Source organism: Janthinobacterium breve, assembly GCF_051380895.1.
Taxonomy (GTDB): domain Bacteria; phylum Pseudomonadota; class Gammaproteobacteria; order Burkholderiales; family Burkholderiaceae_D; genus Janthinobacterium.
Genome location: NZ_JBNYXY010000016.1, coordinates 1 through 22022, shown reverse-complemented (window position 1 = coordinate 22022; position 22022 = coordinate 1). Strand labels below are relative to the sequence as shown.

General features: G+C 63.3%; 24 protein-coding genes. 13 read left to right on the top strand and 11 right to left on the bottom strand.

Features of this window, described 5'->3' with window-relative positions; translation table 11 throughout:
• Positions 1-104: 104 nt before the first annotated feature.
• Together rfaE2 and ACQ4W0_RS27590 are read right to left on the bottom strand one after the other, a co-directional pair.
• Positions 105-587: a D-glycero-beta-D-manno-heptose 1-phosphate adenylyltransferase gene (gene rfaE2 / locus ACQ4W0_RS27595; RefSeq protein WP_436579648.1), complete on the bottom strand. Its 483-nt coding sequence runs from the start codon at positions 585-587 to the stop codon at positions 105-107.
• 26 nt (positions 588-613) lie between these two features.
• Positions 614-859 carry a DUF3717 domain-containing protein gene (locus ACQ4W0_RS27590; RefSeq protein WP_436579647.1) on the bottom strand — a complete coding sequence of 82 codons (246 nt, stop codon included), beginning with the start codon at positions 857-859 and terminating at the stop codon, positions 614-616.
• Between the two features lie 134 nt (positions 860-993).
• Between ACQ4W0_RS27590 and ACQ4W0_RS27585 the strand changes: the two genes are divergently transcribed.
• The 8 genes from ACQ4W0_RS27585 (at position 994) to ACQ4W0_RS27550 (ending at position 6250) form a co-directional block, all read left to right on the top strand.
• Positions 994-1932, top strand: coding sequence for a hydrogen peroxide-inducible genes activator (locus ACQ4W0_RS27585; RefSeq protein WP_436579646.1), 939 nt, complete (start codon positions 994-996; stop codon positions 1930-1932).
• 77 nt (positions 1933-2009) lie between these two features.
• A complete protein-coding gene (gene ubiA / locus ACQ4W0_RS27580; RefSeq protein WP_436579645.1) occupies positions 2010-2864 on the top strand; it encodes a 4-hydroxybenzoate octaprenyltransferase in 855 nt (284 codons plus the stop codon).
• Between the two features lie 108 nt (positions 2865-2972).
• Positions 2973-3329 carry an ElaB/YgaM/YqjD family protein gene (locus tag ACQ4W0_RS27575; RefSeq protein WP_436579644.1) on the top strand — a complete coding sequence of 119 codons (357 nt, stop codon included), beginning with the start codon at positions 2973-2975 and terminating at the stop codon, positions 3327-3329.
• A gap of 51 nt (positions 3330-3380) precedes the next feature.
• Positions 3381-3767, top strand: coding sequence for a phage holin family protein (locus ACQ4W0_RS27570; protein ID WP_436579643.1), 387 nt, complete (start codon positions 3381-3383; stop codon positions 3765-3767).
• Complete coding sequence (locus tag ACQ4W0_RS27565) at positions 3764-4111, top strand: hypothetical protein (protein WP_436579642.1); 348 nt, start codon at positions 3764-3766, stop codon at positions 4109-4111. The genes ACQ4W0_RS27570 and ACQ4W0_RS27565 overlap by 4 nt, the downstream gene beginning before the upstream one ends.
• An 88-nt stretch (positions 4112-4199) precedes the next feature.
• Complete coding sequence (locus ACQ4W0_RS27560; protein ID WP_436579641.1) at positions 4200-4763, top strand: DUF3455 domain-containing protein; 564 nt, start codon at positions 4200-4202, stop codon at positions 4761-4763.
• A 216-nt stretch (positions 4764-4979) separates the two neighbouring features.
• Positions 4980-5537: a sigma-70 family RNA polymerase sigma factor gene (locus ACQ4W0_RS27555; protein ID WP_436579640.1), complete on the top strand. Its 558-nt coding sequence runs from the start codon at positions 4980-4982 to the stop codon at positions 5535-5537.
• Positions 5534-6250, top strand: a complete 717-nt coding sequence (locus tag ACQ4W0_RS27550) for an anti-sigma factor (RefSeq protein WP_436579639.1) — start codon at positions 5534-5536, stop codon at positions 6248-6250. Before ACQ4W0_RS27555 ends, ACQ4W0_RS27550 begins: the two co-directional genes overlap by 4 nt.
• 7 nt (positions 6251-6257) lie before the next feature.
• Here the strand turns inward: ACQ4W0_RS27550 and proC are convergent, their stop codons facing one another.
• A complete protein-coding gene (proC, locus tag ACQ4W0_RS27545) occupies positions 6258-7088 on the bottom strand; it encodes a pyrroline-5-carboxylate reductase (RefSeq protein WP_436579638.1) in 831 nt (276 codons plus the stop codon).
• A 16-nt stretch (positions 7089-7104) separates the two neighbouring features.
• Entirely contained in the window at positions 7105-7806 is a 702-nt protein-coding gene (locus ACQ4W0_RS27540) for a YggS family pyridoxal phosphate-dependent enzyme (RefSeq protein WP_436579637.1), read from the bottom strand.
• A 70-nt stretch (positions 7807-7876) separates the two neighbouring features.
• Here ACQ4W0_RS27540 and ACQ4W0_RS27535 point away from each other — a divergent pair, with 70 nt between their 5' ends.
• The 4 genes from ACQ4W0_RS27535 to ACQ4W0_RS27520 all read left to right on the top strand — a co-directional run bounded on the left by ACQ4W0_RS27535 (position 7877) and on the right by ACQ4W0_RS27520 (position 12846).
• On the top strand, positions 7877-8920 hold the full coding sequence (locus tag ACQ4W0_RS27535; RefSeq protein ID WP_436579636.1) for a type IV pilus twitching motility protein PilT: 1044 nt from the start codon (positions 7877-7879) through the stop codon (positions 8918-8920).
• A 4-nt stretch (positions 8921-8924) separates the two neighbouring features.
• The gene (locus ACQ4W0_RS27530; protein ID WP_436579635.1) at positions 8925-10064 is read left to right on the top strand and encodes a PilT/PilU family type 4a pilus ATPase; all 1140 of its coding nucleotides are present in this window, start codon (positions 8925-8927) and stop codon (positions 10062-10064) included.
• A gap of 1 nt (position 10065) precedes the next feature.
• A complete protein-coding gene (locus tag ACQ4W0_RS27525) occupies positions 10066-10551 on the top strand; it encodes a glutathione peroxidase (protein WP_436579634.1) in 486 nt (161 codons plus the stop codon).
• Between the two features lie 183 nt (positions 10552-10734).
• The gene (locus tag ACQ4W0_RS27520) at positions 10735-12846 is read left to right on the top strand and encodes a putative bifunctional diguanylate cyclase/phosphodiesterase (RefSeq protein ID WP_436579633.1); all 2112 of its coding nucleotides are present in this window, start codon (positions 10735-10737) and stop codon (positions 12844-12846) included.
• 57 nt (positions 12847-12903) lie between these two features.
• Here the strand turns inward: ACQ4W0_RS27520 and glcF are convergent, their stop codons facing one another.
• Genes glcF through ACQ4W0_RS27505 form a run of 3 tightly spaced genes read right to left on the bottom strand, consistent with a single transcriptional unit; the run spans position 12904 to position 16710 of the window.
• Positions 12904-14127 (bottom strand): glycolate oxidase subunit GlcF, encoded by a 1224-nt coding sequence (gene glcF / locus ACQ4W0_RS27515; protein WP_436579632.1) that lies wholly within the window; start codon positions 14125-14127, stop codon positions 12904-12906.
• A 6-nt stretch (positions 14128-14133) separates the two neighbouring features.
• Positions 14134-15204 carry a glycolate oxidase subunit GlcE gene (gene glcE, locus ACQ4W0_RS27510; protein ID WP_436579631.1) on the bottom strand — a complete coding sequence of 357 codons (1071 nt, stop codon included), beginning with the start codon at positions 15202-15204 and terminating at the stop codon, positions 14134-14136.
• Positions 15205-15219: 15 nt separating this feature from the next.
• Positions 15220-16710, bottom strand: a complete 1491-nt coding sequence (locus ACQ4W0_RS27505; RefSeq protein ID WP_436579630.1) for an FAD-linked oxidase C-terminal domain-containing protein — start codon at positions 16708-16710, stop codon at positions 15220-15222.
• A 149-nt stretch (positions 16711-16859) separates the two neighbouring features.
• Between ACQ4W0_RS27505 and ACQ4W0_RS27500 the strand changes: the two genes are divergently transcribed.
• Positions 16860-17411 carry a cob(I)yrinic acid a,c-diamide adenosyltransferase gene (locus tag ACQ4W0_RS27500; RefSeq protein WP_436579629.1) on the top strand — a complete coding sequence of 184 codons (552 nt, stop codon included), beginning with the start codon at positions 16860-16862 and terminating at the stop codon, positions 17409-17411.
• Between the two features lie 30 nt (positions 17412-17441).
• Here the strand turns inward: ACQ4W0_RS27500 and ACQ4W0_RS27495 are convergent, their stop codons facing one another.
• The 4 genes from ACQ4W0_RS27495 to ACQ4W0_RS27480 form a co-directional block, all read right to left on the bottom strand.
• Positions 17442-17654, bottom strand: coding sequence for a hypothetical protein (locus tag ACQ4W0_RS27495; RefSeq protein ID WP_219135024.1), 213 nt, complete (start codon positions 17652-17654; stop codon positions 17442-17444).
• An 81-nt stretch (positions 17655-17735) separates the two neighbouring features.
• Entirely contained in the window at positions 17736-18119 is a 384-nt protein-coding gene (locus ACQ4W0_RS27490; RefSeq protein ID WP_436579628.1) for a glutaredoxin family protein, read from the bottom strand.
• Positions 18120-18430: 311 nt separating this feature from the next.
• Positions 18431-19570, bottom strand: coding sequence for a cytochrome-c peroxidase (locus ACQ4W0_RS27485; protein ID WP_436579627.1), 1140 nt, complete (start codon positions 19568-19570; stop codon positions 18431-18433).
• 87 nt (positions 19571-19657) lie between these two features.
• Positions 19658-21772: an FUSC family protein gene (locus ACQ4W0_RS27480; RefSeq protein WP_436579626.1), complete on the bottom strand. Its 2115-nt coding sequence runs from the start codon at positions 21770-21772 to the stop codon at positions 19658-19660.
• Positions 21773-22022 lie beyond the last annotated feature (250 nt).

Sequence of the window (22022 nt, the reverse complement as noted above, 5' to 3'; positions counted from 1 at the left end):
ATCGGACGGTGTAACGTGTGCTGGGGCTGACGCAACGAGGTCGCAACCCTGGCAGTTCTCATAGTAACGTCTTTTTATCTGTATGGAAACATTGACGGCGTTCCTCAGCCCTGCTGCGTCCGCACTTTCGTCAACAGCTTCGTGGTCGAGCGGTCGTGCGCGAAATCGATGGCCACGGCCTGGCCGCCATACGCCAGCACGGCCCGTCCTTCAGGGATGGCCGCCATATCGTAGTCGCCGCCCTTGGCATAGATTTCCGGCGCGATCTCCTGCACCACTTCCAGGGCGCTGTCTTCCGAGAACGGCACCACCAGGCTCACCGCTTCCAGCGCCGCCAGCACGGCCATGCGGTCTTCGCAGCTATTCAAGGGACGGTCATCGCCCTTGCCCAGGCGTTTCACGGAGGCATCGGTATTCACGGCCACCACCAGCGAAGCGCCCAGCGCGCGCGCCTGCGCCAGATAGGTCACGTGGCCGCGGTGCAAAATGTCGAACACGCCATTCGTCACTACCACCGGTTTCGGCAGGGCCGCGGCACGCGCACGCAGTTCTTCACGGCCGCACAGTTTGTTTTCAAAATCAGGCATGAATATCTCTTGTTGGGTTAGTAGGGTCACAATCCGGCGCGACTATCGCCTTGCATGCCGCCGACATCGTGGCGCCAGGCATCGATCAGGGCCAGGATGGCCGGCTCCAGGCCCTCTTCGGCGATGCAATCTTGCCGGTAGTAAATCATCAGCGCATACACGCCGGCCAGGCGGCTGACGGGTGGCGACAGCGCATATTCATTGCCGCGCGCCGGTTGCCTGGCACGCCAGTAATTAATTGCCGCTTCCAGCGCCTGCATCTGCAGTTCCATCGCCATCTCCCTTTGCTGCCCGGTCCCGCATTATAGGGGGCGATCCGCTACAATACGCCATCGGCGCCACAGTTTCACGTTTGCGCCACCTTTCATTCATTGCAAGTAAGCACTTCCTGTGTTTCAATCAAACTATGACACTGACTGAACTGAAATATATCGTTGCAGTCGCGCGAGCGAAGCATTTCGGCCATGCTGCCGAGGCTTGCTTCGTGGCCCAGCCCACCTTGTCAGTGGCCATCAAGAAACTCGAAGACGAACTGGGCGTGGTCCTGTTCGAACGGGGCGGCGCGGAAATCTCCGTCACGCCCCTGGGCGCGCAGATCATTGCGCAAGCCGAACGCGTGCTGGAACAGACAGCCGCCATCAAGGAACTCGCCAAGCAAAACAAGGACCCGCTGGCCGGCCCCCTGCGCCTGGGCGTGATCTACACGATCGGCCCCTACCTGCTGCCGCCCCTGGTCAAGGCCATGATAGACCAGGTGCCGCAAATGCCTTTGATCTTGCAGGAAAACTTCACGGTTCGCCTGCTTGAATTGCTGCGCCAGGGCGAACTGGACGTGGCCATCATGGCCCTGCCCCTGCCCGAACACGGCATGGCCATGCAGGAACTGTATGACGAACCGTTTGTCGTGGCCATGCCGCGTCAGCATCCGTGGACGGCGCGTGAAAAAATCGCCGCGCAAGATTTGAAATCGGAAACCATGCTGCTGCTGGGCAATGGCCACTGCTTCCGTGACCAGGTGCTGGAAGTGTGCCCCGAAATGGCGCGTTTTTCCTCGCCCGGCAACGGCATGCAGCGCACGTTTGAAGGTTCCTCGCTGGAAACCATCCGCCACATGGTGGCCAGCGGCATCGGCCTAACGGTCTTGCCGCGCGCCTCCGTGACCAATATGCATGCCACCGAAGGCATGCTCGAATACCGGCCATTCGCCGCACCCGTGCCATCGCGCAGAGTGGTGATGCTGTGGCGCAAGAGTTTTACGCGCAAGGCCGCCATCGATGCCCTGTGCGCGGCCATCGCCAGCTGCGACTTGCCCGGCATTACCCCCTTGTGCGAAGACGCAGCCTAGCGGCCAGGCGTCAAAATAGTACATTTGCATACTATTTGCGATAATCGACCTTTCTCTTCAACAAGATCGAGTCTTCCATGAACAAGCTGGCGCTGTATTTCCGCCTGATACGGCTGGACAAACCTATCGGTACCGTATTGCTGCTATGGCCTACCCTGTGCGCGCTGTGGCTGGCGCAGCAGGGCGTGCCGGACTGGCGGCTGCTGCTCATCTTTACCCTCGGCACTTTCCTGATGCGTTCGGCAGGCTGCGCCATCAACGACTACGCCGACCAGGATATCGACAAATTCGTCAAGCGCACGGTGGACCGCCCCATCACCAGCGGGCGCATCAGTGGCAAGGAAGCGCTGGCCGTGGCCGGCGTGCTGACCGTGCTGGCCTTCTGCCTGATCCTGCCCTTGAATGCCCTCACCAAGCAGCTGTCGGTGGCCGCCGTCATCATCGCCGGCACCTATCCCTACTTCAAGCGCTTCTTTGCGATTCCGCAAGCCTACCTGGGCATCGCCTTCGGCTTCGGCATTCCCATGGGCTTTGCCGCCATCACGGATGCCGTTCCCGTCGTCGCCTGGCTGCTGCTGCTGGGCAATGTCTTCTGGGCCGTGGCCTACGATACGGAATACGCGATGGTCGACCGCGACGACGACTTAAAGATCGGCATCAAGACATCGGCCATCACCTTTGGCCGCTACGACGTGGCCATCATCATGCTGTGCTATGCCGCTTTCCTGCTGCTGTGGCTGGTCTGCGGCTGGCATCTGGGCTTGCGCTACTGGTATGTAGCGGGCTTGCTGGTGGCGGCCGGCTGCGCCGTTTACCACTACACCTTGATCCGCGCACGCGAGCGTATGCCGTGTTTTGCGGCGTTCCGGCATAATAACTGGCTAGGAGCAGCGGTGTTTGCGGGCGTGGTGCTGGACTTTGCTTTCCGTTAATCAATGGTCCTTGCGCCGCGGCAGTTCTTGAGGCGGCGCAAGACTAGCCTGTCCGCTGCTGCCTACACTGGTATTTCACTGTGCAGTTTCACTTCCATGAGGTAATACATGAACTCGATACATACCGGAAAATCCAGCAGCGACAACATCCTCGCCGACGCCGACAAGGCCCGCGACAAACTGGTCGGCGACCTGAAGACCGTCATCAATGAAGCGGAAGGCTGGCTCGATGGCGCCAAGGATCAGACGGGCGAGAATGTCAAAGCCGTCAAGGACAAGTTCATCGCCACCCTGGAAACGGCCAAGAAAGACTTGATCAAGCTGGAAGAAGACTTGCTCGAACGCACCAAGAAGGCGGCCAAGGCCACCGACGAATACGTGCAGGACAATCCATGGAAAGCCGTGGGCGCGGGCGCCGTCATTGGCGTGCTGTTCGGCCTGCTGCTCTCCTCGTCACGCCGCTAAGTCATCCCAGTACCGACGGCGCAGGCCGTCTCTTGACGCGAAAGGCAGCATATGGCTATCGTGCACCATGTCGCCCAAGTCGCAGCGACTCTCGCCGCCATCGTCCAGACCCGTCTGGCACTGGCGGCCGTGGAAATGGAAGAAGAGTCGCTGCGCTTCCTGTCCTATCTGGCGCTGGCCATGCTGGCGCTGCTGTGCCTGTTCGTCGGCCTGGTATTGATCGTGTTCCTCGTCATCGTCTTATTTTGGGACACGCACCGCATCGCCGCCATCGCCATCACGGCCGCCGTCTTCATCATTGCCGCCCTCGCCATCCTGCTGGGCGTGCGCGCCAGTTTCCGCAGCAAGCCGAAACTGCTGTCCTTCACACTTTCCGAACTGAACAAAGACCTGGACGAGCTGCAACTGCTGGCGCACCGGGAATCGGAGCGGCCATGACCACGCATCCCACCAAACTGTCGCATGTCCACACGGCCGCCAGCCTGGCGCAACGGCGCGACGCGCTGCTGGCCGAATGCGCGCTGCAGCGCCTGGCCTTGGGCGTGCAGACGCGCCAGTTGCTGCAACCGTTGACGGGCGGCAATCTGCGCCACACCCTGGCCACGCGCTTCAAGATTCCCCTGATGATAGGCGGCGCAGTGCTGGGCCTGGCGCTGGTGCGCCCGCGCCGCATCCTGCCCCTGCTGCGGGCCAGCGGCGCGCTGCTCAAGCACGCGACCACCGCAATGCCCCTCGTGCTGGCGCTGGCGCAGCGTTTCAGCAAGAAAGACGCGCCGCCTTAAATATTTTTGCCTGGCTGCATCCAAATGGCAGTCCCATGCGTAGTAATGGCATCAACCAACCGGTTGAGCCAACTACCAGGAGTTCACCATGATTGCCTTCACCACCCCACGCCACACCGTTCCCGCCCTCGCACTCACCGTGCTGGGCGCCGCCTTGCTGCTGAGCGCCTGCGCGCCCATGAGCGCGCGCTATTCGCAAGAACAATTGCCGAACGCCGTCAAGGTACCCGATGGCCATCAAGTGGCCATGCAAACGGTGGGCGTGGGCAAGATCGCCTATGAATGCAAGGCCAAGAAGGACATGACGGGCCACGAATGGGTCTTCGTGGGACCGGACGCGGCCCTGAACGACCGCAACGGCATGCAAGTGGGCACGTATGTCGGCCCGCCTGCCACCTGGGCCAACCTGGATGGTTCGAAAGTGACGGCGACGCAAGTGGCCGTGGCGCCTGCCGGCACGGGCAACATCCCGTATCAATTGGTGAAAGCCAATCCCGCCACGGGCAGCGGCGCCATGCAGGGCGTCAGCTACATCCAGCGCGTGGCCACCAGCGGCGGCGTAGCGCCAAGCAGCCCCTGCGGCTTGGAGTCCGTCGGCGTCAAGCAATGGGTGCCCTACCAGGCTGACTACATCTTCTGGAAAGCTGCATGAATACACCTATCAAAACCTTCTACGCGTCGTGATAGGCGGCCTGCGATGCTCACCGTACTAGAGTACGGTTGCGCTTCTTAGCCACCTCTCCCTTCCGCTCGCTACGGTTTTGTCAGGCGTTGTGAAACAGGAAAACAACGGTGGAAATGCGGGTTTCTGGCCTATACTCCGTATTAAAAACTTGCTAACCGTTCACTCTTGACGATTGCGCCAACCTTGCCAACGCTAGCCACTCCCTTCGATTACGATGCCGCCCTGCGCGCCTGCGCCAGGGGCGAGCAGCAGGCATTGCACGGCCTGTACCAGCAGGAAAGCCGCTATCTGCTGGGCGTGGCCCTGCGCATCGTGCGCCAGCGGGCGCTGGCCGAAGACGTGCTGCACGACGCCTTTCTCAGCATCTGGCGCCGCGCCGGCAGTTTCGACGCCACGCGTGGCAGCGGCAAGGGCTGGATCTATGTGGTGGTGCGGCACCAGGCGCTGGACGTGGCGCGCGCCCGCGCACATGAAGTATCGGCCGACGAGGATAGCGTGGAAACCCTGCTGCACCAACGCCACGGCGATGACGCCGGTGATGCCTACGCCCTTCAAGCGGACATGGGCAAGCTGCACGATTGCCTGGGGCACCTGGACGAATCTAAACGCAACAGCATCCTGTACGCCTACGTCGATGGCTGTTCCCACAGTGAAATCGCGCAGCGCTTGCAAGCGCCGCTGGGCACGGTGAAAGCCTGGGTCAAGCGGGGCCTGGCCGCCTTGCGGGAGTGCATGGGATGATCAACAGCGACGAGCAACTGCAAAGGCTGGCCAGCGAATATGTACTGGGCACTTTGGAACAGGCCGAGCGCGCGGAAGTGGAACAGCGTTTGCCGCGCGAGCCAGCCTTGCGCGAGGCCATCGATGCCTGGGAAGAACGTTTGCTGCCATTGACGACCCTGGCGCCGCCCGCAGTGCCATCGGCGCAACTGTGGCCGCGCATCAACGCCAGCCTGTTCACGCCGCAAGCCGTGCAACAGGCTGGCGGCTGGCGGGCGTGGTGGAACAGCCTGGCGTTCTGGAGACTGCTGGCCGGCGGCGGCCTGGTGGCCACGGCGGCTCTGGCCGTGCTGGTCAGCCTGCAGCTGCAAGCGCCAGGCGGACCCGGCTATCTGGTGGTGCTGGTGGCGCCGCAGGACAAATCGCCGGGCTGGATCGTGCAGGCGGGCGGACGCGGCAGCAAAAACCGCGACCTGAGCCTGATCCCGCTGGGCCCGACCGCCGTGCCGCAGCAAAAAGCCTTGCAATTCTGGACCAAGGGCAAGGACTGGAGCGCCCCCGTCTCGCTGGGCTTGGTCAAGCCGGGGCAATCCGTCAAATTGACATTGGACACACTGCCACCGTTGCAGCCCGAGCAGTTGTTTGAAATCACGCTGGAGCCGGCAACTGGTTCGCCCACGGGCCGGCCGACGGGGCCGGTTTTATACATCGGCCGCGCCGTGAAGGTGATGTAAGCCGGTTTTATTTACCCAGCTCATCCCCCATCTCGCGCCCGCGCTGCGCGGCCGCCTTGATGCCCTTGACGATGGCCGCCTTCACGCCGCTCTCTTCCATGCTGGTCAGCGCCGCGTACGTGGTGCCGCCCTTCGAAGTGACGCGCTCGCGCAGCAGCGACACGGGTTCGCTGGAATTGGCCGCCAGCTGCGCCGCGCCCGTAAACGTGGCAATCGCCAGCTGCGTGCCCTGCTCCGGCGTCAAGCCCAGTTCGGTGGCCGCCTGCTGCATCGCTTCGATAAAGTAAAACACGTAGGCGGGACCGCTGCCAGACACGGCCGTCACAGGGTCGATCTTGGCTTCGTCAGCTAGCCAGACGGTCTGGCCGACGGCGCGCAGGATGGCGTCCGCCGTCTTTTTCTGCTCGTCGCTGACGCCGCTGCTGGCCACCATGCCCGTGATACCCATGCCGATCAGGGCCGGCGTGTTCGGCATGCAGCGCACGATGGCAGGGTAGTCACCGAGCCAGCGCGACAGATCTTGCGCGCGGATGCCCGCGGCGATCGACAGGACCAGCGGCGCCCGCTCCCCGTCGAGGAAGGGCAGCAATTGCGCCGCCACTTCGCGCATGCTTTGCGGTTTCACGGCCAGCACGATCACGTCCACGGCGCGCAGCGCCTCCCCGGCGGAAGTTGCCGTCGTAACGCCGAATTGCGCCTGCAACTTTTCCAGCGCGGGCTCATGCGGGTCGATCACGTGGATATTGCCGCCCAGGGTCAGTTTTCCCGCCAGGCCGGCGATCAGGGCTGCGGCCATGTTGCCGCCGCCCACAAAGGCGATATTCAATTCTGTCGTCATGCTTGTTCTCTCTTCATCAGGAATAGTTGCGGGAACCGAAGATGGCGCTGCCGACGCGCACGATGGTGGCACCTTCCAGCACGGCGGCACGCAAGTCGGCCGACATGCCCATCGACAGGGTATCGAGCGCCAGTCCTTCGGCCTTCAATTGTTCGTACAGCGCGCGCAATTGCGCAAAGGCCGCGCGCTGGCGGTTGACATCCGTTTCCGGCTCGGGAATGGCCATCAGGCCCCGCAAACGCAAGCGCGGCAGCTGCGCCACGGCGTGCGCCAGCGCCGACAGATCAGCCGGCGTCACGCCGCTCTTGCTGGCCTCGCCGCTGATATTGACTTGCAGACAGATATTCAAGTCCGGCAAGCCGGCCGGGCGTTGTTCGGACAGGCGCGCGGCGATCTTTTCCCGTTCCACCGTATGCACCCAGTCAAAGTGCTCTGCGATGGGGCGCGTCTTGTTGCTCTGGATGGGGCCGATGAAATGCCAGACGGGCCCGCCTTGCGGCAGCGCAAGCCCGACGGCGGCAATTTTGTCGAGCGCTTCCTGCAGATAGTTTTCGCCAAACGCCGCCTGACCGGCGCGCATGGCCTCCAGCACGGCGTCCGCGCCGAAGGTCTTCGAGACGGCCAGCAGGGTCACGTCGGCCGGCGCTCGCTGCGCATCAGCGGCGGCCTGCGCAATACTCTCGCGCACGGCTTGCAAGTTCTGTTCGATTGTGGACATAATCATTTTCTAGTGTATAGGGGCGGCGGCACAGTGCGCCGGCCCATCAATGCAGGCACAGGGATTATAAATGGACATCTCCGAACTACTCGCTTTCTCCGTCAACAACAAGGCTTCCGACTTGCACCTGTCTTCCGGCCTGCCGCCGATGATACGGGTCCATGGCGACGTGCGCCGCCTGAACGTGGCCCCGCTCGAGCACAAGGAAGTGCACAGCATGATCTACGACATCATGAACGACAGCCAGCGCAAGGTCTATGAAGAAGCGCTGGAATGCGATTTCTCGTTCGAGATTCCCGGCCTGGCCCGCTTCCGCGTCAACGCCTACAACCAGGAACGGGGCGCTTCGGCCGTGCTGCGCACGATTCCGTCAAAGGTGCTGACCCTGGAAGAGCTGAACGCCCCGCGCATCTTCGGCGAGCTGGCCATGCGCCCACGGGGCCTCGTGCTGGTCACGGGCCCGACGGGTTCCGGCAAGTCGACCACGCTGGCGGCCATGGTGAACCACGTCAACGAACGCCTGAATCACCACATTCTGACCATCGAAGACCCGATCGAATTTGTGCATGAGCCAAAAAAATGCCTGATCAACCAGCGCGAGGTGGGTTCGCACACGCACTCGTTCAGCAATGCGCTGCGTTCGGCCCTGCGCGAAGACCCGGACGTGATACTGGTGGGCGAATTGCGCGACCTGGAAACCATCCGCCTGGCGCTGACGGCGGCCGAAACGGGCCACCTGGTGTTCGGCACCCTGCATACTTCGTCGGCGGCGAAATCGATCGACCGCATCATCGACGTCTTCCCCGCCGAGGAAAAGGAAATGGTGCGCGCCATGCTGTCCGAATCCTTGCAAGCCGTCATTTCGCAAAATTTGATCAAAACCAAGGACGGCGCGGGCCGCGTAGCCGCGCATGAAATCATGCTGGCCACGCCGGCCGTGCGCAACCTGATCCGCGAAGCAAAAGTGGCGCAAATGTATTCAGCCATCCAGACGGGCAGCAATGTGGGCATGCAGACCTTGGACCAGTGCCTGTCCGACCTGGTGCGGCGCGGCACGATTACGGCCGAAGCGGCCCGCGCGGCCGCCAAATCGCCTGAAAACTTCCCCGGATAAACCCATGCAGACGACGAACGAACACTATGGCGCCATGCACGCGCTGCTGGCGCAAATGCGCGCACGGGGCGGCTCCGACCTGTTCATCACGGCCGGCTTTCCTGCCGCCATCAAGCTCGACGGCAAGCTGACGCCGCTGGCGGGCGCCGCGCTCGACGCGCAGCAGGTGGCCGGCTACGTGCGCGCCATCATGAACGGGCGCCAGGCAGCCGAGTTCGAGTCCAGCCGCGAAGCCAATTTCGCCATCAGCCCGGAGGGACTGGGGCGTTTCCGCGTGTCTGCCTTCGTGCAGATGGGCCAGGCAGGCATGGTCTTGCGATTGATCAATACTGCCATCCCCACCCTGGATGGGCTGGGCTTGCCCGCCATCCTGCAAGACATCGTGATGAGCAAGCGGGGCCTCGTCATCATGGTGGGCGCCACGGGCTGCGGCAAGTCGACCACCCTGGCGGCCATGGTGGGCCACCGCAACGCGCACAGCCATGGCCACATCATCACCATCGAAGACCCCGTGGAATTCATCCATCCGCACGGCAACTGCATCGTCACCCAGCGCGAAGTGGGCGTCGATACGGACGACTGGGCCACGGCCCTGAAAAACACCCTGCGCCAGGCGCCCGACGTGATCCAGATCGGCGAAATCCGCGACCGCGAGACCATGGACCACGCCATCGCGTTTGCCGAAACGGGGCACTTGTGCCTGGCGACCCTGCACGCGAACAACGCCAACCAGGCGCTGGACCGCATCATCAATTTCTTCCCCGAAGAGCGGCGCCAGCAGCTGCTGATGGATCTGTCGCTCAATTTGAAGGGCATGATTTCGCAGCGATTGATCCCCAACAAGGAAGGCGGCGGGCGCAAGGCGGCGCTGGAAATCCTGCTCAATTCGCCGCTGATGAGCGACCTGATCTTCAAGGGCCAGGTGCACGAAATCAAGGAATTGATGAAAAAATCGCGCGAGCATGGCATGCAGACCTTCGACCAGGCCCTGTTCGACCTGCACGAAGCGGGCACCATCAGCCATGAAGACGCGCTGCGCAACGCGGACTCCGTCAACGACCTGCGCCTGGCGATCAAACTCAAGGGCACGACGACGCCCGAACCCGCCCCGCAAACGGGCAGCACCAGACTGGGACTCCTCTGACATGACCAGCATCCACGATTTCCAGGCCGAGGCGCTGGACGGCACGCCCGTCGACCTGGCGCAATACCAAGGCAAGGTGCTGCTGATCGTCAACACAGCCAGCGCCTGCGGTTTCACGCCGCAATACGGGGGCCTGGAAGCGCTGTACTGCGAATTTCACGCGCAGGGCCTAGTCGTGCTGGGCTTTCCCTGCAATCAATTCCGCCAGCAGGAACCGGGCTCGAACGGGGAAATTGGCGCCTTTTGCGAAAAAAACTTCGGCGTCACCTTTCCCCTGTTTGCCAAGGTCGATGTGAATGGCCCGCATACCCATCCCCTGTTTGCACAATTAAAACAGGCGGCGCCCGGCATATTGGGCACGCAGTCGATCAAATGGAATTTCACCAAGTTTTTGGTGCGCAAGGATGGCAGCGTATTTCGCCGCTACGCGACGGCCAGCAAACCGGCCAGCCTGGCGGCTGACATTCGGCAATTACTAGGGGAATAGCACGCGACGCCTTGATTTAAAACAACAAACACTGAAATCAATCAATCCGTGTTTATTTCATGCTTGATATCAATATTGTGTTTCCAATAGCAAATTTCGGTGATAATGTTGGCATAATTATTCGCATATATCGATCAAAAAACGATGCCAGTCTTTGGGAAATTAATATCTTCATGGATGCGGATGGGCATTTATTCCCGCCTGTTCATTCCTATTTTCTTCCTGATACTCGCCGTTTCCGCTATCCGTTATCACGCCCTGCTCGGTACGGAAAGCACACTGGCCAATGCGCGCTACCAGAGCGATGCCCGGCAACTCGACCTGTTCCTGGCCAATAGCGTGCTGCCGCTGGCCGTGCAGACGGACAGTCACACGATGCACGACAGCGTGCGCCAGGTGCTGCGCAGCGCCCTGCCGCTGAACCCCAGCCTCGCCTCCGTGCGCTGGGATACGGCTGGCGGGCATCTCGAAGTGCTGGCCGACAAACCGCTGGCCGACAGCGTGGTGGCCACGGTGCCCGCGTGGTTCGCGCGCCTGGCCGGCATCACAGCCATCCGCAGCCGCCTGACGGTGGCGCTGCCGGACGGCGGCGACGGCATCCTCGACCTGCACTACACGCCCGGCCTGCCCCTGGCGCAGGTATGGCACAGGGTGCGCGAGCAGGCCGTCCTCAGCACCATCAATATCGTGCTGGTCTTCCTCCTGCTGGGCTTGATCCTGGCCATGCACCGCAGGCTGCTGGCGCGGCTCGTGCAAGCGACCGACCGCTTCCGCGAAGGCAACTTCGCCGTGCGCCTGGCGGCTGGCGCCACGCCCGAAGCGCAAGCCGTGTCGCACTCGTTCAACAGCATGGCCGGCGATGTCGAAGAACTGTTGACGTCGCTCAAGACCAGCCAGCGCCAGCTGGGCGAACAGCTGAACGAAACCGTGCACATGCAGCAGGCGCTGCAAAAACTTTCATGGCAAAACTACAATGATGTGCTGACGGGCTTGCCCAACCGGGCCGCGCTGGCCGCCCGCTTCGAACAGGAACTGTTCCTGGCGCGCGAACGCCAGCGCCTGCTGGCCGTCTGCCTGTTCGACCTCGATCACTTCCAGGCCATCAATGACCGCTACGGCGCCGAGGCGGGCGATGAAATCCTCAAGCAGGTGGCGGGCCGCCTGCACAGCTTTACGGGCCAGGTGCACTACGCGGCGCGCCTGGGAGGCGATGAATTCGTCATGCTGCTGTGCGGCCAGGCCAGCATCGCCAGCATCGAACAGAACGTCACACAATTGATGCAGGAACTGAGCCGCCCCTACCACTGCGACCAGCAGGCGCTGCACATGACGGCCAGCGTCGGCATCGCCGTCTATGCGGGCAAGGACCTGAATACGGAAAGCCTGCTGCGCCATGCCGACCACGCCGTCTACCAGGCGAAATTGACGGGGCGCAATCAGTACCACTTCTTCGACACCAACCTCGATGAAGAAGTGCGCACGCACCACAACCAACGCACGGAAGTACGCCAGGCCCTGATCAACGGCGAACTGCGGCTGTACTACCAGCCCAAGGTGAACATGCGCGCCGGCACCGTGGTGGGCATGGAAGCGCTGCTGCGCTGGCAGCATCCGCGCCGCGGCGTGCTAGCGCCCGCGCAATTCCTGCCGCTGGTGGAGCAGACGGACCTGATCATCGACATCGGCGAATGGGTGCTGCGCCAGGCCTTGTGGCAGATGCAGCGCTGGGTGGCTTGCGGCAAGCAATGGGTGGTCAGCGTGAATATCGCGGCGCGCCACTTCCAGCAACCGGACTTCGTCTCGCGCCTGGAAACCATCCTCAGCGAATTTCCCGGCGTGCGCGCCAGCATGCTGGAACTGGAAATCCTCGAATCGTCTGCCCTGCACGACATCGAAGACGTGCGCCGCATCATCCGCGCCTGCCAGGCGCTGGGCATCACGTTCGCGCTCGACGATTTCGGCACAGGCTACTCGTCGATGTCGTATTTGAAGCGCCTGCCGGCCAACATCGTCAAGATCGACCAGAGCTTCGTGCGCAATATGCTCAACGACCGCGACGACCTGCACCTGGTGCGCGCCGTCATCGGCCTGGCCCGTTCATTTTCCCTGACGGTGATCGCCGAAGGCGTGGAAAGCGTCGAGCATGGCGCGCGCCTGATCCAGCTGGGCTGCGACCTGGCGCAAGGCTACGGCATCGCCCGCCCCATGCCGGCCGACGCCGTGCTGGCGTGGGCAGCCAACTTCGTGCCGGCTCCCCAATGGCACATGGCGCAGTACAGCGAGATACCTATTTAGAGCCTATTCCAGCAGATGAATACATATCCTGCTGGCGCTCCCTACTGGGACAGGCTCTTAGGGGATCAAGGCGGAATCGATCAACTCTATCCAGTGCCGCACGGGCGTCTCCGTACCCGACTGCAGGTGGCTCAGGCAGCCGATATTGGCTGACACAATCTCATCGGGCTCGCACGCTTCCAGGTTCGCCACCTTGTTGTCGCGCAGCTGCTGCGACAGGGCCGGCTGCAGGATCGAATACGTACCCGCCGAACCGCAGCACAGATGGCTGTCGGCGCACAGGCGCACGTCAACGCCGACGGCGCGCAGCACCTGCTCCACCTTGCCGCGCACCTGCTGGCCATGCTGCAGGGTGCATGGCGGGTGATACGCCACTTTTTTCAGTATGCGCCCCTTCAGCTGCGCCACCAGTTCGTTTTCAAACGCCGGCATGATCTCGGACAAATCGCGCGTCAGTGCGGCGATGCGCCGCGCCTTATCCGCATAGTGGGCGTCGTGCGCCAGCAGATGGCCATATTCCTTCACCGTGGCGCCGCAGCCCGACGCCGTCATGACGATGGCTTCCGCGCTGTCGACATACGGCCACCAGGCGTCGATATTGCGGCGCATGTCGTCCAGCGCCGCTTCCTGGTCGTTCAGGTGATGGCGCAGCGCGCCGCAACAGCCGGCCTTCGGCGCGACGATCAATTGCACGCCCAGCGCATCGAGCACGCGCGCCGTGGCCGCGTTGATGTTCGGCGACATGGCCGGCTGCACGCAGCCGTCGAGCAGCAACATGGTGCGCGCGTGCTGGCGCGCGGGCCATGCGCCGGCAACGGCGCCGGGGCGCAGCTTGTCCTGCAGGCTTTTTGACAGCAAGGGCCGCAGCGCCTGTCCCGCCTTGTACACGGGCGTAAACAGCCAGCGCCGCGGCAAGGCTTCCTTCAGGGCGAAGCGCAAGGCCCGTTCGCGCAAGGGGCGCTGCACGCGCTGCTCGACGACGTTGCGGCCGATGTCGACCAGGCGCCCGTATTGCACGCCCGAGGGACAGGTCGACTCGCAGTTGCGGCAGGTCAGACAGCGGTCCAGGTGCGTCTGCGTCTTGGCGGTGACGGGCGCGCCTTCCAATACCTGCTTGATCAGGTAAATGCGTCCGCGCGGGCCATCGAGTTCATCGCCCAGCAGCTGGTAAGTGGGACAGGTGGCCGTGCAAAAGCCGCAATGCACGCAGGCGCGCAGGATGGCTTCGGCTTCGTCGCCTGCCGGGGTATTCTTGATGAAATCGGCGAGATTGGTTTGCATGCGCGCTCAATACATTCTGTGCGGGTTGAAGATGCCGGCAGGGTCGAAAGCCTGCCGCAGGCGCTGGTGGATTTTTTCAACCGCGGGCGCCAGCGGTTGGAACACGCCCACCGCCTTGTCGCCGCCACGGAACAGGGTGGCGTGGCCGCCGGCGGCAGCCACCGCCTGGCGTATGTGCCGTGCGCCTTGCACATCGGCGTCGACATCGAGCTTCAGCCAGCGCTGCGCGCCGCCCCACTCGATCAGCTGGCGCCCTGTCAGGATCATGGCGCTGGCGTGCGGCGGCAGCGACAGCCGCCACAGGCTGCCCGCGCCCGCAAAGAAAGCGTGCGTCTGCTCGCGCACGGCCAGCCAGAAGGCGGCCGCGTCTTGCGCTGTCAGCACCTCGCCGCCCAGCGTGTGCAGCGCCGCCGACACGGCAGCTTCAGCGCCGGACAGGCGCACCGTCAGCACGCCGTCATGCCAGCAGCTGGCGGAGATCGGCAGCGGTTTTCCCGCCCATTCATTGAGCATGCGCAAGGCGGCAATTTCCGCGCACGCCACGCGGAAAGTCGCTTCGCGCAGCGGTAGCGGCAGCACCTTCAGCGACACTTCCAGGATCAGGCCCAGGGTGCCCAGGGAACCGGCCAGCAGGCGCGAGACATCGTAGCCGGCCACGTTCTTCATGACTTGCCCGCCGAAGGCCAGGCGCTCGCCATGACCATCCATCAGCACGGCGCCCAGCACAAAATCACGCAGCGCGCCCGCGCTGGCCCGGCGCGGGCCTGACAGCGCACTGGCGACGACGCCGCCCACCGTGGCACCCGGGCCGAAATGCGGTGGTTCGAAAGCCAGCATCTGATTGCGCGCAGCCAGCGCCGCCTCGATCTCGGCCAGCGGCGTGCCGCAGCGGGCCGTGATCACCAGTTCCGTCGGTTCATAGTCGATGATGCCGGCATACGCGCGCGTGTCGAGTACCTCGCCATCGAGCTGCTGGCCATACCAGTCTTTGGTGCCGCCGCCGCGCAGGCGTAACGGCTTGCCCGCTGCGCTGGCCGCCAGGATCTGTTGCCTGAATTGTTCCACTATCGCTTGCAAAGGGGTCTCCGGCGGTTAAAAACGGGGCAGGTTGGCGAACGGCAGGCGTCCCGCCGTCACATGCATCTTGCCGAATTCGGCGCAGCGGTTCAAGGTGGGTATCGCCTTGTCCGGGTTCAGCAAGGTGTGGGGATCGAAGGCGCGCTTGACGGCAAAGAAGGCATCGAGTTCGGCGCGCGTAAATTGCACGCACATGGAATTGATCTTTTCCATGCCCACGCCATGCTCGCCCGTGATGGTGCCGCCCACGGCCACGCACAGGGCCAGGATGTCCGCGCCAAACGCTTCGGCGCGCTCGAATTCACCGGGCTTGTTGGCGTCAAACAGGATCAAGGGATGCAGATTGCCATCGCCCGCGTGGAACACGTTCGCGCAGCGCAAGCCATGCGTCGTTTCCATGCCGGCGATGCCCGTCAGGACTTCCGCCAGTTTTTTTCTCGGGATGGTGCCGTCCATGCAGTAGTAGTCGGGCGAGATGCGTCCCGCCGCGGGAAAAGCGTTCTTGCGGCCGGACCAGAACTTCATGCGCTCCGCTTCCGACTGCGAGACGGCGATGGCGCTGGCGCCCGCCCCTTCCAGCACGGCCGTCATGCGGGCGATTTCCTCTTCCACTTCCTCGTGCGTGCCGTCCGCTTCGCACAGCAAAATGGCCGCCGCGTCGATGTCGTAGCCGGCCTTGACGAACGGTTCGACCATGCGCGAGGAGGTCTGGTCCATCATTTCCAGGCCGGCCGGGATGATGCCGGCGGCGATCACGTTGGCCACGGCATTGCCGCCCGTGACGACGTCGCCGAACGACGCCATGATGACACGCGCGGTGGCCGGTTTCGGGATCAGTTTCACGGTCACTTCTGTGACGATGCCCAGCATGCCTTCGGAACCGATGAAGACGGCCAGCAAATCGAGACCGGGCGAATCGAGGCATTCGCCGCCCAGTTCCAGCACGTCGCCAGCTATGGTAACGACGCGCACGCGCAGCACATTGTGCACGGTCAAGCCGTATTTCAGGCAATGCACGCCGCCCGAGTTCTCCGCCACGTTGCCGCCGATGCTGCAGGCAATCTGCGACGAGGGGTCGGGCGCGTAGTACAAGGCGTAGGGCACCGCCGCTTCGGAAATGGCCAGGTTGCGCACGCCCGGCTGCACCACGGCCGTGCGCGCGTAGGCATCGAGGCGCACGATGCGGTTCAGGCGCGCCGTCGACAGCACCACGCCATCGGCGATCGGCAAGGCGCCGCCCGACAAGCCCGTGCCGGCGCCGCGCGGCACGATCGGCACCTTTAGTTCCCGGCAGACGCCGAGGATGGCGATGACCTGTTCTTCCGTGTCTGGCAGGGTGACCACCATCGGCAGCTGGCGGTAAGCGGCCAGGCCGTCGCACTCATACGGGCGCGTATCTTCGGCCTCGGACAGCACGCAGCGGGCCGGCAGCACGGCAAGCAGGGCCGCGACAACGGTTTGCTGGCGTGCGGCGGTCAATCCGGATTCAGGGGCAGCATTGAGCATAAGGTGGGGGAAAAAGGCATGGGCGTGCAACGATTGTAAGCACAAAAGTGGCGCGCAGCGCATTTTTTGTCCGATTTGCTGGCAAATCCGCGGCCAGGAGGTGCACGGTGTCGTATGCTGCCCCCATTCTTCTTTACAGGATCGACATCATGGGTAAGCGACTTTCGAAAATCGCCACGCGCACGGGCGACAATGGCAGCACCGGCCTGGGCGACGGCAGCCGCACCAGCAAGGACAGCGCCCGCATCCACGCGATGGGCGACGTGGATGAACTGAACTCGAATATTGGTTTGCTGCTGTGCGAAGCCATGCCCGACGCCTTGCGCGAGGAGCTGGTGGCCATCCAGCACGATCTGTTCGACCTGGGCGGAGAAATCTGCATCCCCGGCTATCAGCTGATCCAGGAAGAACACGTGCTGCGCCTCGATGCGCTATTGGCAAAATACAATGCGGACTTGCCGGCCCTGAGTGAATTCATCCTGCCGGCCGGCTCGCGCGCCGCCTCGCTGGCGCATGTGTGCCGCACCGTGTGCCGCCGCGCCGAGCGCAGCATCGTCACGCTGGCCAATGCGGAAACCCTCCACGCACATCCGCGCCAGTACGTGAACCGCCTGTCGGACCTGCTGTTCGTGCTGTCGCGCGTGCTGAACCGCTTTGCCGGCGGCAGCGATGTGCTGTGGCGACATGACCGTGCCAGATGACGCGGCCATGCCGCCACGGCATGTTACCGCTTATTCCGGCATGTCCGGATAAATGCCATTGCGGCAATTTTCAAGGCAGAAATTGTAGTTGTCGCGGCAAGAAGCATCGCCCCGGCCTTCATCGAGGCAAATTCCCCTCAGTTGGGCACACTGAAAACCACAGCTCGGCGTACTGTTCGCGGCCTTGTTGAACGACAGACTGGCACCTGCAACAAAAAGAAAAAAAGCGATTTTTTTGAACATGCTATTCCTTTTATGAGCGACGTGAAATAAAACACGCAACATGCCGTCGATTCATGTTGCGCACAAAAATCAGGAATGGAATCAGCCAGCGGCATTCTTCAACGCCGCCTGGAAAGCGCCGGTGTCGTAGCCGGTGATCTTGCGGTTGCCGATCAGCACCACCGGCACGCCGCCGCCGCCGAGTTCCGCATGGGCTTTTTTCGCTGCCGGGGATTTCTCGATATCGAGATCGACGAATTCGATCTTGTTTTCCTTGAAGTACGCGCGCGTCTTGGCGCAATAGCCGCACCAGTCCGTTCCATACAACACCACCTTCGCCTGGGCATTCGGGAAATACGCGGAGTAATTACCTTCCGTATAAGTCGGTTTGAATAAACCAGGCAGCAAGGACAAGCCATAACCGCTGCCCAGGCCGGCGGCCAGGATCGCCAGGTACAGCGCCGTGGTTTTCAGTTTTTTCTGCATCGTGAGCGCTTTCCTTGTCTGCGACGACATGTACTATGGTTGAAAAAAAATCACGGCCACAACAAAGGCACCGTCCTGCCCACAAGCCGTGTCCGGGTGCGGCGCATACCGAATAAGCTTGCCAGAAAAACGAATATAGACCGCACTTATTTTAGAGTCAACGTTTCCTTTCGATAAATTTCCACTTTGGAAAATATATCGACGAAGCCCGTGAAATGTGGCATTTGGAGAGATTGCGGCGCGTCAAACGTCTATACAATATGGCGCCGCAAGCAGGTAAAGGCCGGTTGCGGGCGCAACCGGCCGAGCGGCTACAGCGCTTCCAGAAAACTCTTCAGCGCGATGATTTCATCGGACGTCAGTTGCAATGGCTGCAGCAGGGACGAGGTGACGGGAAACTTCGGATCGGCCGCCTGCTGCGCGTTTTGCGGCACGGGGTGCGACATGCCCGCGTTATACATGTTCAACATGCCCACCATCTGCGCGAACGCGCCATTGTGCATCCACGGCCCCGATTGCGCCACGCCACGCAAGCCCGGCGTGCGGAACTTGCCCACGTCCTCATTGTTGCCCGTCACCTTGTAGCGCCCCAGGTCTTCGTACTTGCGGCTGCCGTAATTGCTCAGTCCCAGGTTGTGGAATTGCTGGTCCGTCAACAAGGCGCCGCCGTGGCAGGTCATGCAGCGCGCCTTGGTGCGAAACAGGTGCAGGCCCAGCAGCTCGCGGTCGTTCAGGGCCGTGCGGTCGCCTTCGAGGAAGGTATCGAAGCGCGTGACGGGCGGCAGCAGGGTACGCTGGTAATCGGCCAGCGCCGTCAAAATGCGCGGCAGGGTCACGCCGGCGCCCTTGCCAAAAGCCGCATCGAATTGCGCCGCATAGTCGTCCAGCGCAGCCAGCTTGGCGGGCAATTGCGCCGCCACGGCCGCCATTTCATCCGGATGCTGCAAGGGTCCCAGCGCCTGCTCTTCCAGGGTGCTGGCGCGGCCATCCCAGAACAGCGGCGTGATCTGGCCCACGCCCAGCAAGCCGGGCACATTGCGCTGTCCCAGCCGCCCTTCGTGCCCCACGGAAACGCGCTTGCTGTCGGCAAAGCTGTGCGCGGGACTATGGCAGCTGAGGCAGGCCACCGCGTTCGAACGCGACAAACGGGGATCGTTGAACAGACGCTGCCCCAGCGCTACGACGGCCGGCGCTACGGACGGCACGGGCATGGCGGAGACGGGCGCCATTTCCGCAGCCTTCACGCCAGCGGGCAGGTGCGGACGGGGCCAGCCGGCCATCGGTCGCGCGTACGTCTGGCGCAAACAGGCCAGGTCCCAGCCGCTTGCGCTGGCGCAAACGACAGCATCGGTCTCGCGCTCGGCGGCATCCCCTCCTGCCGGCAATCCCACGGTCATGGCCAGCACGGCAGTCGCCGCCCATCCTGTCTTTCCCACTGTCAATCTATACACGTCGCTCATTCCTGTCTTGTACGCTGGCATCGACAAATGATAACCATCGAGCATGGCAGCGACAAAGCGAAAGCGGACACGCAGTGGCTATTCGGCGACCTGCGTCAATTTTCCCGGATTTCCCTGCGCTTGCGGCTGCACATGTTCGCGCAGCAAGCCGCGCAGCAGCTGCACCTGGGCCACCGCGTCCGCTTGCAGGGCAGTCAAGCCCTCGGCCGCGCAGGGGCCGGGCGCGGATGCAGGGGGGACACCGCGCAGCAGCGCATCGATTTCCCCGCTGACTTCGGCAATCCACCGCTGCAGCTCGGGCGGCGCCGGCTCGGCCTGGGGACTCAGACTGATGCGCGCCGTGCTGCCCGCCACGCGGCGCAGCAGCGGCAAGGTGCGCAACGCCGCCAGGCCCACGCCGGCGCTGCGGTCCAGGCGGCGTTCGATGCGCAAACGTTGCAGCACTTGTTCCGCATTATTGCTGGCCAGCCCCGCCTCGCGGCGCAGGCGGGCGATGGCGCTATCCCAGCGTCCGCCCGCCGCCAGCACGGCCAGCAGGTATTTCAGGTTGGCCGACACGGCCTTCGCCAGGCGCTGGTCCAGGTCATCCGCCTCGCGATCCGGCCACAGGAAAAACGTGGCCAGCAAGGCCAGCACGCAGCCGAGTACATTGTTGCCCAGGCGGCTCATCGCATACACCATCTCGCTGGCCGGCGCCGCATAGTCGGCCACCAGCACGAAGGCGGGCGTCATGAACAGCACGTGCAGGCTGTAGCTGACGCGGCGCAAGGCCATGGTGGCGACGATCAGGGGAAACACCACCAACGAGATCGCCAGCGGTGTATGCACCGCCAGGCCGATCAGCACAGCCAGCACAGCGCCCAGCACGCTGCCCGCGACCCGCTCGATGCCGCGCGGCCAAGTGGTCGACACGGAGGGCTGCAAGATCAGCAACGTCGCCATGGTAGCCCAGTAGCCGAAGGGAATATGCAAGACCTCGACCAGCAGGAAGCCGGCCGTCGTCGCCAGCGACACGCGCGCCGCGTGGCGCCAGCTCAGCGACTGTGGCGTGGCGTTGACTTTCGCCGTTTGCCATGCCTGCCCCAGCGCCAGGAAAGCCGCCTCGCGCCACGGCAGCTGCGTCGCGCGCGGCAAGCCCAGTTCCATGAATTCCACGTTCAGGCGCAGCGGCAGCAAGGCGCCCAGCGCCGCTTCCAGGCGCCGTCCGCACGCCGCCAGGCGGCGCTGCAAGGTCAGCGGCGGCGTTTCCGGCTGGCGCTGCACGGCCTGCCCCAGGCGGCGCAGCAGCACGGCCATCACTTCCAGGCTGCGCCGCGCGCGCGGGTCCTGGCGCAGGCGCTGCTGCTCGCGCTCGCAGGTATGCGTGACGGCGATCAGATAGGCGAAGATGCGCTCGGCGTCGCTGAGCGCCAGCAGCAGGTTGTCGTACAGGGCGCTGCGGCCCGCTCGGGCGGGCGGCACGGCGGCCAGCGCCACGCGCGCCGCTTCCAGCGCGGCGCGCGCCTGCGAACGGTAGCTGGCGCCATGCGCAGCGGCGTCCGGCAATGCCGGACCTTGCGCTAGGAAGCGCGCATTGTCGCGCGCGATGCCGGCCAGGCGCGAATACGCGGCGCGGATGGCACGCCTGCTCGGGCCGAACGGGTGAATGCGCCAGACGGTAAAACTGAGCACGGTGGCAAACAGGCAGCCAAACATGTACAGCCCAAGGAAAGGCGCCGTCTGCGTCATCGACTCAAGCGGATGCGTGACCATGACGACACAAGCCGTGGCCGCTAGGATGGCCACTTGCCCCGTGGCCGCGCCCCAGATGCGCGCCAGCGCGCCGGCCCAGGAAAACAGCAGCACGGCGATGGCCGCCGCCGCCACGCCATGGCCGGCCGCCAGCGCCGTCAGGCCGCCTGCCACGGTCGACAGCAAGCCAAAGCCCAGCATCGAGACGAAGCGCATGCGCCGCGTGCCGGCCGCGTCCGCGAGGCAGGTCCAGAAGGCGCCGATGGCGGCCCAGGAAAAATCGGGGTGGTCGAACAGCAGGCCCAGCAGCAGCATGGCGCTCGATGCGCACGCGGCCCGCAAGCCCTCGGACAGATTGGTTTCGTCGATGGCCAAGGTGACCATCCACAGGGGGCGGCGCTGCGCCAGCTTGTCGGTATAGGCGTGCATGCCCGTCAGCCAGCGGCCAGCCAGTGCGCGCACACGGCGGTGGAGTTTCCTGAAATGCAAGGTGGACTTTGAGAAGGTATCAAAGCGTCATCGTAGCATTCCCGGAGGATAAATGTTGCAGTGCAGCGTAAAATCTCGCCAGACAAAAAAAAGCGGCACCGCAGTGCTAATGCCGTTCAGTTAAGACTGAACAGCATTTTTATTTTCCGGCTTGTAAACGTCAGAAGAGCCTGTTAACCTGCGATACATGCTTGATGACGCGATGCATTTTTTGACAGAACAC

Excerpts from the sequence above, each read along its gene's own strand:
- rfaE2 (WP_436579648.1), bottom strand. The coding sequence starts at position 587 with ATGCCTGATTTTGAAAACAAACTGTGCGGCCGTGAAGAACTGCGTGCG.
- ACQ4W0_RS27590 (WP_436579647.1), bottom strand. The coding sequence starts at position 859 with ATGGAACTGCAGATGCAGGCGCTGGAAGCGGCAATTAATTACTGGCGT.
- ACQ4W0_RS27585 (WP_436579646.1), top strand. The coding sequence starts at position 994 with ATGACACTGACTGAACTGAAATATATCGTTGCAGTCGCGCGAGCGAAG.
- ubiA (WP_436579645.1), top strand. The coding sequence starts at position 2,010 with ATGAACAAGCTGGCGCTGTATTTCCGCCTGATACGGCTGGACAAACCT.
- ACQ4W0_RS27575 (WP_436579644.1), top strand. The coding sequence starts at position 2,973 with ATGAACTCGATACATACCGGAAAATCCAGCAGCGACAACATCCTCGCC.
- ACQ4W0_RS27570 (WP_436579643.1), top strand. The coding sequence starts at position 3,381 with ATGGCTATCGTGCACCATGTCGCCCAAGTCGCAGCGACTCTCGCCGCC.
- ACQ4W0_RS27565 (WP_436579642.1), top strand. The coding sequence starts at position 3,764 with ATGACCACGCATCCCACCAAACTGTCGCATGTCCACACGGCCGCCAGC.
- ACQ4W0_RS27560 (WP_436579641.1), top strand. The coding sequence starts at position 4,200 with ATGATTGCCTTCACCACCCCACGCCACACCGTTCCCGCCCTCGCACTC.
- ACQ4W0_RS27550 (WP_436579639.1), top strand. The coding sequence starts at position 5,534 with ATGATCAACAGCGACGAGCAACTGCAAAGGCTGGCCAGCGAATATGTA.
- proC (WP_436579638.1), bottom strand. The coding sequence starts at position 7,088 with ATGACGACAGAATTGAATATCGCCTTTGTGGGCGGCGGCAACATGGCC.
- ACQ4W0_RS27540 (WP_436579637.1), bottom strand. The coding sequence starts at position 7,806 with ATGTCCACAATCGAACAGAACTTGCAAGCCGTGCGCGAGAGTATTGCG.
- ACQ4W0_RS27535 (WP_436579636.1), top strand. The coding sequence starts at position 7,877 with ATGGACATCTCCGAACTACTCGCTTTCTCCGTCAACAACAAGGCTTCC.
- ACQ4W0_RS27530 (WP_436579635.1), top strand. The coding sequence starts at position 8,925 with ATGCAGACGACGAACGAACACTATGGCGCCATGCACGCGCTGCTGGCG.
- ACQ4W0_RS27525 (WP_436579634.1), top strand. The coding sequence starts at position 10,066 with ATGACCAGCATCCACGATTTCCAGGCCGAGGCGCTGGACGGCACGCCC.
- ACQ4W0_RS27520 (WP_436579633.1), top strand. The coding sequence starts at position 10,735 with ATGGGCATTTATTCCCGCCTGTTCATTCCTATTTTCTTCCTGATACTC.
- glcF (WP_436579632.1), bottom strand. The coding sequence starts at position 14,127 with ATGCAAACCAATCTCGCCGATTTCATCAAGAATACCCCGGCAGGCGAC.
- ACQ4W0_RS27505 (WP_436579630.1), bottom strand. The coding sequence starts at position 16,710 with ATGCTCAATGCTGCCCCTGAATCCGGATTGACCGCCGCACGCCAGCAA.
- ACQ4W0_RS27500 (WP_436579629.1), top strand. The coding sequence starts at position 16,860 with ATGGGTAAGCGACTTTCGAAAATCGCCACGCGCACGGGCGACAATGGC.
- ACQ4W0_RS27495 (WP_219135024.1), bottom strand. The coding sequence starts at position 17,654 with ATGTTCAAAAAAATCGCTTTTTTTCTTTTTGTTGCAGGTGCCAGTCTG.
- ACQ4W0_RS27490 (WP_436579628.1), bottom strand. The coding sequence starts at position 18,119 with ATGCAGAAAAAACTGAAAACCACGGCGCTGTACCTGGCGATCCTGGCC.